This window comes from Xenorhabdus lircayensis, assembly GCF_016306625.1.
Classification (GTDB): domain Bacteria; phylum Pseudomonadota; class Gammaproteobacteria; order Enterobacterales; family Enterobacteriaceae; genus Xenorhabdus; species Xenorhabdus lircayensis.
On sequence record NZ_JACOII010000059.1, the window covers coordinates 1 to 15,153 of the forward strand.

Sequence of the window (15,153 nt, forward strand, 5' to 3'; positions counted from 1 at the left end):
ACGTCAACTTGGGCCATGCTTCATCCTTAAAAAGTCGGAAGCATATCACAGCAACTAACTATTTAATACATAACCCTATTTTAACCGTGAAAGGGGGGCTGGTTAAACCTTCTTCAAGATTCATCCCATTACCATCACTTGTTCCCGAGTGCACCATTTTGTTATTTGTCAGTGTGTAAGACGTATTAGGTATCGGTTTATTCGTGTCATCTTCGACAAGTTTAATGTATAAATCACGTTTAAGTATTTTCTGGCAATCATGGCAATAAATCGAGTTTTCATTACTCAATAATCTTCTCCTGTTCTTTTTCTTGTTCCATCGCCAGCAGGTAATCCTGACTGGAAACTTTTTCAATACGCTGCCCGGCTTCTAGTTTTTGCCGCAACCAACGTTCAATTCGTTGCTTTAAACTACCTTCTGGTTTATCACGTTGCTTCGCTATATCACCGTGGTTTTCCCATAAATCACAATAAAGTGAACTGATTAACACTTTCAGCCCGTAGGGAGAACGTAACCAGACTGACAGCAGATGTTCACCCAAGGTAAACGGGATTTCGCTGTTACCCTCGCTACAGGCTTCGGGGCGACAAAACTGTGTCGGTTGCGGGATAAAACAATCAGTTAAAGTAACCCCGCCATTGGCAAAATCCAATGGTCAGGGTTTTGCAGCCTTGAGCTAAGAACACTGGTAGGATATTTCTACCAGTGTGTTCGCTATAGCCCTTTCAATGGTGATTCGGCAGGGGAGGCTTCGGTCTCGCCGGAATCTTAGCCCGGTCTGCAAACCTTGCTTGAATCGCCACCATCAATGATTAATTAATGGAGGGGGTAGCAGGAATGCATAACGTTAGAAATGACCGGCATCAGGCCGATATTATTGCTGCATTACGTAAGCGTGGTACAACCTTAGCGGCTGTCTCCCCTGAAGCGGGACTCACAGTTCCTCGACACTAGCGAATACACTTTCTCGTCTATGGCCGAAAAGTGAATGGATTATCGCTAACTATCTCGAAATACATCCCTTAGAAATCTGGCCTAGCCGCTATTTTGATATGTATGGTCAACTGATTGAACGTAAGGTTCGCAATAAACCACAGGAATAATCGGCCTCAGTTTGTGATCTACTTCGTGAAAACAATAAATTTTAATACGAAGCCCGGAGATTAAAATGGCAGCCAAATTTGACCATTTTTAAACCTCGTGGCTTTTTTGCTTTAATACGATGATAAAACAGATAAATACCAAGAAAGATAAATAAAATCATAAAGATAGTGATAATAAGGAAGCAAAAAATTTCGGGGGCATTAAAAGGGGCACAAAAGCAATATAGAAAAATAAATTAAATATATTCAAATGGTTATATTTATTTTCGATTCCTAGCCGCAATTCAAAAAAATAGACATCGAAAGATGCCTATTTTTTACCTAAAATCAGCCAGTTAGCCTCAGTTTCATTCTATTCATCATCAGAATTGCCATCTAAAACCAACATTCATACTATTGTCCTGATGACTGCTGGACAGCAATCCGCTGTAGCCAAGAGTGAATGACACGTTATTACTCGCACTCATCTCTGCATTAGCTTTCAACACCACACCATCACGAGAAGCAGGCACACTACGGGTCACAAAGGTCGTGTTGCTACCACGGAATGCCAAGCCTGTAGCACGTTCACGCTCACCGTATTGGTGCTGCCAACCTAATTCTCCATTCAGGACAACGGAAGAGCCCCCTGAAGTCTGCCAGCCGTGATTGGCTCGCAGACCCAGTGTGGAGAGTGTAGCTTCAGTGTGCTGGCTGTTGCCGTGGAGTGCCGCGGCACCACCGTTCTCGTTAATGGCGTCATTGCGGAAATTGACATAAGCCAAATTAACGAATGGCTCCAAATTCACCGAACCCGCAGGCAGATGGTACGCAAGTTCCGCAGACAACTGCGCAGTTCGTCCACTGTACTTCGCGTTGTCACGATCATACTGATTGCCATAGCCAATAGAACGATTGGTATCAATACGATGCCATGTGAATCCACCGTTGGTGCGCAGAGCCAAATCACCAAACTGACGGTCGCCATAAAGAGCGAGGTGATAGTTATTGCTGTCAGCAGTGGCATTGTTACCGCCATCAAGGGAAGTACGGGTGTAACCAGTCGCGATACCGAGGCGGCTGTAATCATCAATGAGAGCATCCGCACCAAGGAATACACCGTAGTTGGAAGCCTGATAACCCGTAGCATTCTGTGTACCAGAAGCGTGGCTCCATGCGCCAAGCAGTCGAACCCATGCACCGTTATCATCTCCACGAATATCAGGTGATGACGAACGGCCTTCGGCCTGACTCAGGCGAGCATTCAATGTATCGCGCAGATAACGGCTGTCGTTCACCAGCAGGGAAGCGATATCAGCGTGGATCTGTCCATCCAGCTGACGAAACGCGTATCGCGCTTGTTCCGCAGAAGCGCTAGTCAGAATGCTTTCGTAGACCGGATTGCCCGCGCCGAGGGTATCGGCCGCAGCAGCGACAGCATATTCATTCTGTGTCTTAGCTACATCCGCGAAGGCTGTATCATTACGTCCAACATGAAGAGTGACTTTACTTGGCTGATAAGACAATCTAGTACCAAGGAAGAAGTAATTCGGAACGACGTTATCAAAGCGGCCATTGATACTCTGCTTCGCACTAAGAATATTGTATTGCTGACCAGTCAGGCTTTGCACGTCTTTAAAAGAAAGCAAGTTACCCGTATTTTCAAGGGAAACAGCAACTTCTCCTCCATTAAGCTGTGCACTTTTAGCTGTCTGAATGCGGTCACTATGCCCATCAGCTGTGATTTCAACAGCGTAATAAGAGCCAGGTTCAAAAGTAACCTTTTCAGTCGCATTAAGAGTTCCGATAGAATTACCCGGAGTAACAGTTCCGCCACGCTGTACATTCAATTCACCAACCGTACCATTCCCCCCAAGAACACCACTTTCCAGCACTGAAACAGAGGAAGAAACGCTACCACTGACATTCAGTAATCCCTGTTTGACCAGCGTTGGACCAGAATAGGTATTCTGACCACTGAGGGTCAGCGCACCGTTGCCCTGTTTGGTGAGTCCGCCATGACCGTTGATATCATTGCTCCATTGATCCCGAGCACACTGACCATCATCACAGACACGCTCAGTCGGTTTACCCTTATCGAGAACAACCCCAACACCGGGAATATCAGCAATAAACTGACCGTTGCCGTAGGTCACGCCGTCAGGATCTGGAATGCGGAATTTTTCAGGAATATCGGCTGCGGTATAGAACATACCAGGGCCATTTATCGCTTTACCGAGGTTGATCAACCCCCAACCGTAAAGCTCATCAATACCCTTTTCTCCCATATCAGTAGCAGTAGTACGAAGAACGGAAGCCACTTGAGCACCAGTCATGTACGGAAAGCGCTCCATCAAGACAGCAACACTACCGCCAGCATGTGGTGCAGCCATCGAAGTACCGCTGTAGTTATCGTAGCCGACTTCCAGATCATCCATCCCTTTTCCTTTGATAATTGAGCTATAGATATTGCTGCCGGGCACACTGACACAAAGGCTGGCGGTATAACCACAACGGGAGGAAAAACCACTGATGGAATAAGGTACGCTGTTGGTACTGTTTGGATCTCGCTGCAAACTAGCAACTGTCAGCCAGTTTGGCGCGATATCTGGCACAAACCAAGCCAGACCCGCGATAGCATCCGGGTTACTAAAGTTGCCACTATTACCAGCGGCAAAAATCGTCACAATGCCGCTGCGGGCAGCATCAATTGCGCCCTGATATGCACCGCCAGGTTTTGTGCCCAAAATCGGTTTGATCTCATCAAACTGCTTCTGAGCTTCGGCCAAAGTAAAGTGCGCCGCGTTCGGATCTTTCCCTCCCCCTTCAAGCTCCTTAGCAATACCAATACCCCAACTGTTATTAATAATGCGAGCACCGCTGTCTATCAATGCGTTCCAACCGGCTTGATAAACGCCGCCATCATTGCCTAATATTATGCCATCTTCAGGGCCGGGATCGCCGTTGTCTGCACTCAGTATTTGGGCGTTATAGGCCACGCCATGCATTTCCCCACCATCTCGGCTACCCGCAGCAATACCCGCAACATGGACGCCGTGTGCCCCCAACTTACCGTTACTTTCCACGGACGGTGTACCGTTGTAAGTGAATTTATCCCCTTTTTTTACCTGAATATAGGGATCGGTATATTCACGTATCCCGGAGGTAATTAGATTGATAACTTTATCTTTTCCCACGAATTCAGGATGCTTGGCATAAACTGGTTGATCAAATATCCCCAGTTTGATCCCCTTACCGGTATAGCCTTTGGCATAGGCTTCATCAGCGTGAATAGCGCCAAGTCCCCATTCAGCGTTGAATTCGTTGGTTCGCCAGCTGGCAGGATCACCCAACCGCCCCTTTTCGATATAATTTTCCGCATACGCCCCAGCGCTGGCAACCGCCAGACAGCAGGCTATGGCGTGGTAAAGTATACGGGGTTGGGTTTTGACTGATAAACGCACGGCAGCCAGAGTGCTTCGAGGGATTCTGTATCGCTTCTTCATCTCAGTTACCATCCATTGTTGATTTGCAAAAGTAACAGTGCTTATGTTTTTTATTGTGTTGGCGGGATGAAACCATGAAGGGGATCGTTAAAAGTGAGTTTAATCAACGCCATCACCTGCACCACCTAAACACACCATAAAGTGACACAATTTATTAACCTTTATTTATACATATTTTAAACAAGGCCAATAAATAATGTTATTTTGAAACCGTTAGGTGAGATGAAATGAGGCGGGATGAATAAGGAGTGGTGTACAGCGTGATATTGATATCACGCTGTAATTTATTTAAATGCTGAGTATTTTTGCCAATGGTGAGAGCCAGCCTCACTGCTATCAACTATCACTTTTCTGAAGTTTATTTCTTGAAGGATTTGTTTCTGATACTGGATCGTTGCCACTCAGTGTGGAATGACGCAGGGGTTTTACTACTGCCGCAAGCAACAAGCAGGCAAGCGCGGCAAAAGTTCCAAACGAAAAGACAGTCATTACCGGAGACAATAAACGCCCCATAAAACCTAATCCCAATGCTCCCAAAGAGTCGCCAGTCACATCTTGGGCAGTAACAAAACTGTTCACGCGTCCCAATAAATGATCCGGCGTATGGCTCTGAATAAGGGTAAATTGCAGCAAGGAAGCAAACGCATTTAAATAGCCATAACAAACCAACACCAGTAATGCCAGAACGATATTTGTGACGACTCCCAGCATGGATAACGTGATAAAGGAACACAGGGCGCATATCACCAGTAAAATTCCTGGCCGGGTACTTCGTCCTATCCAGCCACTGGTGAAAGCACCGAGCATAGCCCCCAGCGGAACCGCGGAATACATCAGCCCAGTCGCTGATGGCCCTTGATGGTAAACTTCCTGAGATAACGCAGGAAACAGAATACGTACTGCTCCTGCAAGACTGATCATCATTCCCACCAAGATGACACTGCCCACAATTTTATGCTGCAAAACAAATTTCACACCGCTTATCAGCGCACTGATCGGATGCTCTTGTTTGCTTGGCTGAGGTTTCATTTCAGGGAGTCTCATCAGGGGTAGCAGTGTTGCTAATGTACCCATTGCTGCAACGGCAAAAGTCCACCCCGGCCCACCAACGACAATAATAATACCCGCCAATGCAGGGGAAATAATGGCTCCTATACGAACAGTGACCATGCTTAAGGCACCTGCTGAAGCCAGGTTTTCCCGTCCGACTAAGTGTGGGATTGCCGCCATTAACGCCGTCATGCCCAACGCACCAAAAAAACCATCCCAAATAGAAAGAAAATAGAGCATATACAGTGATGGCGAGTCTAAAAATGCGTTAAAGCTCAGTGCCACAAAACCGATACCGCAGGTGCCACGGGCAAACAAAATGAGTTTACGCCTATCATAACGGTCAGCCAGTATCCCCCCCAGAATTAACCCGATAAACATACCGACACCATCCAGTGCAACCACAATTCCCACCTGTAAGGTAGAACCCGTCAGAAATTGCATTTGGACAGGGACACCAACGGTCAGCATTCCCAATGCAAAGACAGATAACATGCGGGCAATAAAGATAGCTCGAAAATGTGAGTTCTTTCTGAGCAAACTAAAATCCAAAAAGATTGATGACTTAGCCATGATATTCCATACGATTCGATAACGTTAAACACATAAAGTTAATGACGGCATTGTTTCAACAAGTTATTGAGCAATGGCCCCCACTGTTCCAGTGAAACAGGAGAAAGGATATCTGCATGTTCACAATCTTGCCGATAAACCCTTAACTGACGAACCCAAGGCGCCCACGTTCCCTCGACATCCAGCTCAGGAGGCAGAGTCCGTGTTGCTACAAACAGTGTGGCTTCGCCATCATATTTCTGGTTAACAGCAGATAATAAACTGCGGACAGCATCCTGATAGTTAGCCACGATGTCCTCAAACATCGTCTGCTTTTCCATACGTAGTTGCGGATCACTCTCATCTTCTGTGATTGCCATAAATTCCGCCTGTTCACGGGCAATTTCCTGTTTGGCTTCTTCCTCGCTTAACCCTCCCCAATCCTGTCCTTCTGGGGGATAAGCATCCAATAAACCCAAGAAAGCCACTTCTTCTCCTTCTTGCTGTAAACGAATCGCCATGCCCTGTGCCAACATTCCGCCCAAAGAGTAGCCCAGCAAATAATAAGGCCCATGAGGCTGGATATTTCGCAAAGTTGCTAAATGGCGTGTACACATTGCATCGAGGCTATCACAGTCAGCAATCACACCACGGGGACGAGGCGACTGTAATCCGATAATCGGCCTGCCCTCCTCCAGATAACGCAACAACCCACTGTATTGCCAAGCAAAACCTGATGCAGGATGCACACAAAACAGTGCCGGCCCAGTGCCTTCCCTCAGCGGCAGGACTTCCCCCACACCACGATTTTCTGCCGAATTCTGCCTTTGCTCATCAACCAATAACGCCCTCAATTTTTCTACACTGCGCGCGACCATGATATGACCGACTGAAACAGAGTGATTAAAACGGCGGCGTATTTCGGCTGCCAGCCGCATTGCCAGCAGTGAATGCCCTCCCAGAGCAAAGAAGTCATCATCGGCCCAAACGGTGTCACACTCTAAAATTTCGGCAAACAATTCAGCTAACTGGCTTTCCAAACCCGCTAGAGGTAGCCTGCCCGTCGTCAATTTTTCGGGTATCGGGAGTGCCTTGCGGTTCAATTTCCCATTTGCGCTCAACGGGAAACTTTCCTGTATCACATAGCTGACAGGCAGCATATAAACAGGCAATCGTTTAGTCATCGCTTGGTGTAGTGCTTCAGTATCCAGAACCACACCTGATTGGGGAATTAACCAAGCAATTAACTGACGAGCATCAGCATTATCAATTGCCTGACCTGATTTCCCCAGTTCACGCGCAGCGACCGCAGCCTGAGCCACTCCCGGTTGTTCCAGTAAAACCTGTTCAATTTCACCCAACTCAATACGCTGACCGCGTATTTTTAACTGATCGTCACTGCGCCCAAGGTATTCAACTTCACCGTCGGCTGACCAGCATGCAATATCACCCGTTCGGTACATCCGTCTGCCTGATGCAAACGGATCGGCCACAAAACGGCTGGCTGTCAGATCGGCTCGGTTCAAGTAGTTTGTGGCTAACTGAATGCCGCTGAGATAGAGATCACCGGCCACACCGATAGGAACGGGACGCAGCCACGGGTCTAAAATACGTAATTGGGTATTCCATACTGGCCGGCCAATAGGAACACCAGAGCTGCTACAACGTTCCAATACCTCACCAGACGCCGGCTGCCACGTCACATCCACCGCCGCTTCCGTTGGCCCATAAAGATTATGTAAAGGTGCTGCCATCAGCGTTTGATAGCGGCGCGCCAGTTCACATGACAAGGCTTCGCCACTACAGAAAACGCGTCTCAGACTGTGGCAGAAAGAGGCCTCTTGCTCTCGTAACGCTAATGAATCAATTAAGGTTGCCAGCATTGATGGAACAAAGTGCAACGTAGTCACACGGTAGTCATCAATAAGCTGAAGAAGAGTTGCGGGATCGCGATGCGCTTCTGGTGGCGCCATCACTAACTGGGCTCCCGCCATCAGCGGCCAGAAAAATTCCCATACAGAAACATCAAAGCTACAGGGCGTTTTCTGCAATACCACATCATCCGTAGTCAGTGGGTAAGCATCCTGCATCCACAATAGGCGGTTAACAATGGCTTGGTGGCTCACCATGACCCCTTTGGGTTGCCCTGTCGAACCAGAAGTATAGATAATGTACGCCGTATGCTCAGGAGTTACATTGGCGGCAGAATGGACGGGCTGCTGTGTTTCATCCGCCAGTTTATCCAGTAACAACAAAGGTGCCTGATTAGCAAAACGTACCTGAAACTCACTTTCTGTCATCACTAATCGAGGTTGGGCATCTTCCAGTATAATGGTCAAGCGCTCATCAGGATAATCCGTATCAAGAGGCAACCATGCGGCCCCCGCTTCCAGAATCGCCTGTAACGCCAGACTAAGCCTTACTGAACGTGATAATGCAACCCCAACAATATCCCCCGGCTGTACACCTGCTTCAATTAAACGATCAACTAACAAGCGGGTTTGAAGGCGCATTTGCTGGTAGGTCAGGCGATGATGGTTATCCAATAACGCCAAATCGTCAGGCGTTTTTCTGGCCTGCTCGATCACGGCCTGATGGAGTGTTCCTGAAGGGATTTCATGATAGGTGTTATTGACTTCCTCAATCAACGCCGCTTCATCAACCGTTTGTAAAACCCAGTCCCGCAGTGCGATCTCAGGCTGTTCGATCAATTGCTGGATCAAGATGAGTATGCGTTGTGCCAAGCGTTCAGGCTGTTTAACGCTTGGTCGATATTCCATCAATAGACGCAGACGCTTACCCGGCAACACCAATAACGTCAAAGGATAGTGGGTATAACCGCAGCTATTGATCCCCTGACAGACGATGCCTTCGGCGCCCTCTTTGCTTTGCGCCACTTCAGGGTAGTTTTCAACCACCAGTAAGGTATCAAAAAGCGTGCTGGTACCTGCAATTTGCTGAATCTCACCAAGACCAATATTGTCATGTTCAATCAATTGGATCTGCTGCGCCTGTAATTGCTCTAGTTGAGGCAATAGTGGCTGCGCCATATCCAGAATCACTCGAACCGGTAAGGTGTTACTAAATAGCCCGACATGCTGATCCAGCCCTTCGGTCTGGCCAAACCGTCCTGATACCGGAGAGCCGAAAACAACATCAGATGAGCCACTGTGTATACTCAACAGCAGAGACCAAACCCCTTGCATCAATGTATTGAGTGTCAAACCACGTTGCTGGCACAAGCCGATTAACGCCTGTTCCATCGCGGGTTCGATTAATATCTCAAGCGCCTTAACCTCGCCAGTATGAGGGTGTTCGCCGAACAAGCATGTTGGTTGAACCCCTTTCAATACCTGTTGCCAGCATCGGCGAGTAGGCTCCGCCTCACGTGCCAATAATTGATGGACGACGTCTTGATAACGAATTCCAGATCTATGCAAGACGTGATCGCCGTGATTCAGCAACATCAAAAGGTCTTGCACCAAAATAGGGGTTGACCAGCCATCGACGACCAGATGATGAGCATTCAGCAATAGCGTGTAACGTAAACGTTTACCGTGGCGTACCAGCAATGCGTGTAACATTCCGGCTGGCTGCTGGAAGAGATCTCGTGCAAGCTCTGCTTTTTCCAGTTCCCGTAATGCTATTTCCTCCTCTTCCACCGTCAGTTCAGGCAGTTGATGGAAACCAAGTGCCCAATAATCTTTATCATCGGATATGATCGGTATCAGTTGCAGTGGAGAAGCATTTTGTTCCGTGTCAAATTGGGCAGCAAGCTGAGGATGATGCCGAACTAAAGCCGACAGCGCCCGGCGTAACTCAGCAACTGTCAATGGCCCAGATGCCAATGACCCAGATAGAGAAAGTCGTGTCAATGAGTTATAGCTGCCATGCTCAGTGGCTGTCTGTGCATGGAATAATAACCCTTGTTGCAGTGGAAGCAGCGGCAATACCGCAGATAATGGCCCATAACGCTCGCTCAGTTGAGTGAGATCGTTCTCCTCCACACCGGATAGCCCCACTTCTGCGGCGACTAAAGTTGCTACAGCCTGCTGGGGCTGCTGACTGGCGAATTGTATTAAGCGGTCAGCCGCCCATGCCATGCCACGATGTAGTTCCGCAATATCCTGATGGCTGAAAATACCATCGACCCATTGCCAGTTAATCACCAACAGCGGAGTGTTTCCCTGCTCATCAACGAACAGATTGATTTCCAAACTGTGGCTCAGGGACATTGCAGGATCTTGATAAACAGCAAAAGCATCCCGAAAAAGATTTTTAGTCCGTTGTGGCGACCATAAGTTATCTGTCCCGACAAAACGTCCCAGATAATTAAATAAGATTTCCGGCGTCTCTTGTGGTGCGAATATTTTTCGCCCAGTTTGATCAAGGTAACGCAGCAAACCATAGCCGATACCACGATCAGGCACAGCACGCAGAACGCGTTTCACCGCCCGCACCACTTCAGCAGGCCGGCATTCCCCTTTCTGTAGCAAATCGACCACTATCGGATATTCAGCCGTCAACCAGCCAACAGTCCGAGCCAAATCGCCCGTTTGTTCTAATTCAATGCGGCCATGAGACTCTAGCTGGAAGCGTAATTTACTGGCATTAAAGTGACGGTAACAAGCCATTGCCAATATCGTTAATAAAATCTCTTCAACATTAGCGTGATACTGCTTTGGCAATATTCCTAACAATGCTGCCGTTTGTTCACCACTCAATAATGTCCGTTCTTCGCGGGAATTTATTCGGCGATCCCGCTGAACATCCAACGGACGCTGCCCTAAAAGAGGCGTTTTTTCATCCAGCATACCTTGCCAAAAAGGCAATTCTGCGGCACGCTGAGGCAGATGTTGGCGTAGATAATCATTCCAATCGTACAGAGTGTACTCTTCCGCTGGCAAAATCACGGGCTTGCCAATTATTGCTGCTTCTATTCCTTGACGTAACTCATCCAAGAGTATTCGCCATGAAACGCCATCAGTCGCCAGATGGTGAATAACGAACACCAATCCCTGCGACACACCGCTATTTTGTAATAAACAGGTATGGAATAACTGACCACTATCTGGTTCCAGACGCATAACCGCATCGTGGAAGGCTTGCTCTGCACAAGTTTCAATATCTTGGCAATTTTGCCATGTGCTGCAATAAGTCTCCTCCGGCACAATTATTGACTCATCAACGGCTATTGATTTACCAAAGGCTGTCGATTCCCCCACAATAAGCTGGTTATCGCGGGTAAACGCATTCAGTGCAGGATGCGCTTGCACTAAGGCAATCAGTGCCTGTGATAAGTGTTGCGGCTGTAATTCTGCGGGCACGCGTATAAATACGCCATGAGCAAAACGGGTATTGATCCCATGAGATTCAGCAAACCAATGCAAAATAGGCAGGCTATCGAGCGCCCCTTTTTGAATACGGGCAGGAGTCTGCTTCGCGATAGCGACAGGCGTCATTTTCAATGCCATACGCGCAGGTGTACGTTCACTGAAAATATCCCGTGGACGTAACTGCCAGCCAAGGCGACGTAGTTGTGTTCCCAGCGCCATGGCGGAAATACTGTCACCTCCCAGCACAAAGAAATCATCATCTGCACTGGCTTCTTGCACACCTAATAGGCTGGAAAAGGCGTCACAAATAGATTTTTCCTGCTCACTTTCCGCTCTTCGCCCCACAGTCAATTGAAGTTTCTGCGATTTGGGTAGCGCATCGCGATCAATTTTGCCATTGACCGTGAGAGGCAGGGTTTCCAATACCATTAATCGGGAAGGAACCATATAATCAGGCAGTTTCTTTGCTAGCTCAGCCAATAGCAGAGCAGAAATATCAGGCAAGGCGCGTTGTTGCCCATCGGGTACAGCACAATAACCCAGCAGTCGGTAGGTTGCACCGATGGATTCTGCAATGACGACAGCAGAACTGACCTCCGGCAAATCAGCCAGAGCATTTTCTACTTCACCCAATTCAACACGAAAACCACGTACTTTGATCTGATGATCCACGCGACCAATAAATGCAAGCTGCCCGTCAGACCGCCAACGCATAAGATCACCACTGCGATACATAACTTCGCCATGACGGAATGGATTGGCGATAAAGCGTGTTGCCGTCAGCCCTGGACGATGCAAATAACCGCGTGCGATACCCGCTCCAGAGAGATACAGTTCTCCCACTGCACCAATTGGTACGGATTGTAAATGGCTATCCAGAAGCCAGATATCGGTATTGGCAACTGGGCGCCCAATCACAGGCTGCTCGGACACCTGAATACTGGCGCCCAGCGTATCGATAGTGTATTCGGAAGGGCCATAATAATTGTGGATATCAATTTGCGGCTGCTGTTTAAGCAATTCCCATAACCGTGGCGTGGCGGCCTCACCACCAATCATAATGAACGCAGGCTGGTGATTGCCTTTCTCCAACAGACCGCTATCGATGAGCTGGGTCAAAAAGGAAGGGGTAATATCCATGATATCAACCGGTAGCAGGTTCATTTGCTGTATCACGCCCCACGCATCCCGCCTGAGTTCCTCATCAAAGATATAAAGCTCACTGCCCAGGATCATACAAAACAGGGGTTCCCAAGAAGAATCAAATGAGAAAGATGCAGTATGCCCTGCACGTGCCCGCCGACCGTGCTGACGATAAAAGTTTTCAATGACAGGCCCAAACAAATGTACGGCATGGGAGGTCAATAAATTCAGCAACCCGCCATGTGTGCTCATGACACCTTTTGGCTTACCTGTGGAACCTGAGGTGTAAATCATATAAGCCAAGTGTTCACTACACAGTTTTTCGCGTCGTTCTTCGTCTGTGACAGGTAACGAAGACAAGCTGGCACACTGCGCCGCTATCTGATGATCATCAAGACAGACAGTCTTGGGTATTTCAGGCATTTGTGCCCGCGTATTCAGGTGTGTGATCAGCAAGACTGGCTGAACATCGTCACACATTAACTGTAAACGTTCCTGCGGGTAATCGAGATCAAGAGGAATGTAAGCCGCACCACTGGCCAACACACCCAAAATAGCAATCACTGAATCCACCGAACGAGGAATGCCAATGGCAACCACATCCTCAGCCCCGATCCCCTGCGACAGCAAGAAACGCGCAAGCTGCATCACTTTTGCCATCAATTGACGGTAACTCAGCCGTTCATTACCACAACATATAGCGACGGCATCAGGCTGCCGTTCGACCTGTTGCAAAAAGAGATCCAGCACAGAAACACCCGTTACAGGCATTTGGATTTTCGGCCCGCATGACCATTCATCAAGCCGTTGCTGTTCCTGTGGCAGAATAATTGGCGTGAACGCAATAGATTGTTGCGGCTGCATCAGCAATTGATTCAACAGATAGCTAATCCGCTCACCGTGCCACTGTAGGGTTTGTTCACTGTATTTTTTTCGATTGGCGATAAGTGTCAGGTGAAGCTGGTCATCATAACTGCACAATTCAAATTCTAAATCATCCACAGGCCCCATCGCGAGCGTGTGTGTCTTGATGGGCTTACCGCCTAACTTCAATGTCCCGTTATAGATTTTATAGTTGAAAACGGGGCCATAAAGCGCGTTATTGCTGCCTGATAAACCCAGATCACAACGTAGCTGTTCGGCTTCATATCGCTGGTAACGACGAACTTGCTTCATTTCATCCACAAACGCTTTCGCTACTTCGGCAAGCGTCATACTGTCTCGCAGTTTTATTTGCAGAGGCAAAAGATTGACTACAGGCCCCATCGCACAAAGCGCTTGAGACCCCAGACGCCGCATAAAAGGAAAGCCAACCGATAGATGTTTTTCTCCACTCATACGGTAGAAATAGATACAGAGTGCAGCCATCGCAATTTCAGCCGGTTGGAATTTCCGCAGCGAATCATCTTCCCTTAATGAAGCAAACTGAGTCATCGGAAAATGGCAATCGTAATGTAGAGGTAAAGCGTTGCCCGTATTCACCATATCTTCAGTGGAAAGTGAAACGGAAGCACCGCGTTCACGGGTATGTTGTTGCCAGAACACTGCCGCATCTGCTTTTGCGGGCGATTGCTGCCAATCCTGATATTCTTTGACTACCTGCTCAAACGGACAGAAAGGATTTTCAGCAGGTCGACGGTCTGTGCTTAACGCATTATAGATATCAATAATACGTCGGGTCAGTGCATCAAAACTGAAGCCATCCAGCATGAGGTGGTGAAAACGCTGATACCAAAACCATCGTTCAGGCCGGGCACTGACCTTCATGATGACCTGCCGGTAAAGCGGGCGTTCCCCATCTGCGGGTAATTCAGTGGCCAGATCAGCCCGCATTAATTCCTGTGACGCGTTTTCCCCCTGTTCATGGGTGAAATCAAACCATTCAGGTGCAATAACCTGTTGCGCATCACGGAAAGTAGGAATTTGCTGTACAGGTATCCCCTCTTCATTCATAAAATATCGCGCATGAATGGTATCAGCCTCAGCCAAACCTTGGCGGATAGCCGCATCAAATAAGGAACGATCCAGTTCTCCATTCATTTCAATATAATGCGCAATGGTAAATACATTGCGCTGGCTGGCGATTTGGTCGGCCATCCAAATCCCGGGCTGGGCAGCCACTAGCGGTAGTGTCAGATTGACCTGTTTAACTTCAGACAGCGGTAATACATTAAGCACGTTTTATTATCCTTTCTTATCTACAGATTAAACCATCGGCATTATCAATCTTGATTCACCTATAGTTTGCGCAGACTGGCCGGGCGCATATCCACCCAGTGCTCTTCTATGTATGCGATACATGCTGTCCGTGAATCTGGGCCAATAACCCTCTCCCAACCGGGGGGCTGGGCAGCAAAAGCGGGCCAAAGGCTATATTGCTGTTGATTATTGATCAGTACATAAAAAGAGATTTCATCATCATCAAAAGGATTTTTTTGTTCCAGATTCATCGTGGGTTCTCATCATATTCGGGATTTCAATCA

At 47.9% G+C, this 15,153-nt stretch carries 5 protein-coding genes and 1 pseudogene; 1 reads left to right on the forward strand and 5 read right to left on the reverse strand.

What is annotated here, in order from left to right; translation table 11 throughout:
* Positions 1-281: 281 nt before the first annotated feature.
* Positions 282-653, reverse strand: a complete 372-nt coding sequence (locus tag H8A87_RS16370) for a hypothetical protein (RefSeq protein ID WP_232370321.1) — start codon at positions 651-653, stop codon at positions 282-284.
* A 185-nt stretch (positions 654-838) separates the two neighbouring features.
* On the opposite strand from H8A87_RS16370, the pseudogene H8A87_RS16375 reads away from it, so the two are divergent.
* Positions 839-1,104: pseudogene (locus H8A87_RS16375) on the forward strand (helix-turn-helix domain-containing protein).
* A gap of 362 nt (positions 1,105-1,466) precedes the next feature.
* Here the strand turns inward: H8A87_RS16375 and H8A87_RS16380 are convergent.
* The 4 genes from H8A87_RS16380 to H8A87_RS16395 all read right to left on the reverse strand — a co-directional run bounded on the left by H8A87_RS16380 (position 1,467) and on the right by H8A87_RS16395 (position 15,120).
* Positions 1,467-4,589: an autotransporter serine protease gene (locus H8A87_RS16380; protein WP_198691003.1), complete on the reverse strand. Its 3,123-nt coding sequence runs from the start codon at positions 4,587-4,589 to the stop codon at positions 1,467-1,469.
* A gap of 336 nt (positions 4,590-4,925) precedes the next feature.
* Positions 4,926-6,212, reverse strand: a complete 1,287-nt coding sequence (gene entS / locus H8A87_RS16385; RefSeq protein ID WP_198691004.1) for an enterobactin transporter EntS — start codon at positions 6,210-6,212, stop codon at positions 4,926-4,928.
* Between the two features lie 38 nt (positions 6,213-6,250).
* Positions 6,251-14,848 (reverse strand): amino acid adenylation domain-containing protein, encoded by an 8,598-nt coding sequence (locus H8A87_RS16390; RefSeq protein WP_332460389.1) that lies wholly within the window; start codon positions 14,846-14,848, stop codon positions 6,251-6,253.
* 59 nt (positions 14,849-14,907) lie between these two features.
* Positions 14,908-15,120: an MbtH family protein gene (locus H8A87_RS16395; protein WP_198691005.1), complete on the reverse strand. Its 213-nt coding sequence runs from the start codon at positions 15,118-15,120 to the stop codon at positions 14,908-14,910.
* Positions 15,121-15,153 lie beyond the last annotated feature (33 nt).

Bases quoted from the DNA above. Each gene is read 5' to 3' on its own strand.
- H8A87_RS16380 (WP_198691003.1), bottom strand. From the start codon at position 4,589: ATGAAGAAGCGATACAGAATCCCTCGAAGCACTCTGGCTGCCGTGCGT.
- entS (WP_198691004.1), bottom strand. From the start codon at position 6,212: ATGGCTAAGTCATCAATCTTTTTGGATTTTAGTTTGCTCAGAAAGAAC.
- H8A87_RS16395 (WP_198691005.1), bottom strand. From the start codon at position 15,120: ATGAATCTGGAACAAAAAAATCCTTTTGATGATGATGAAATCTCTTTT.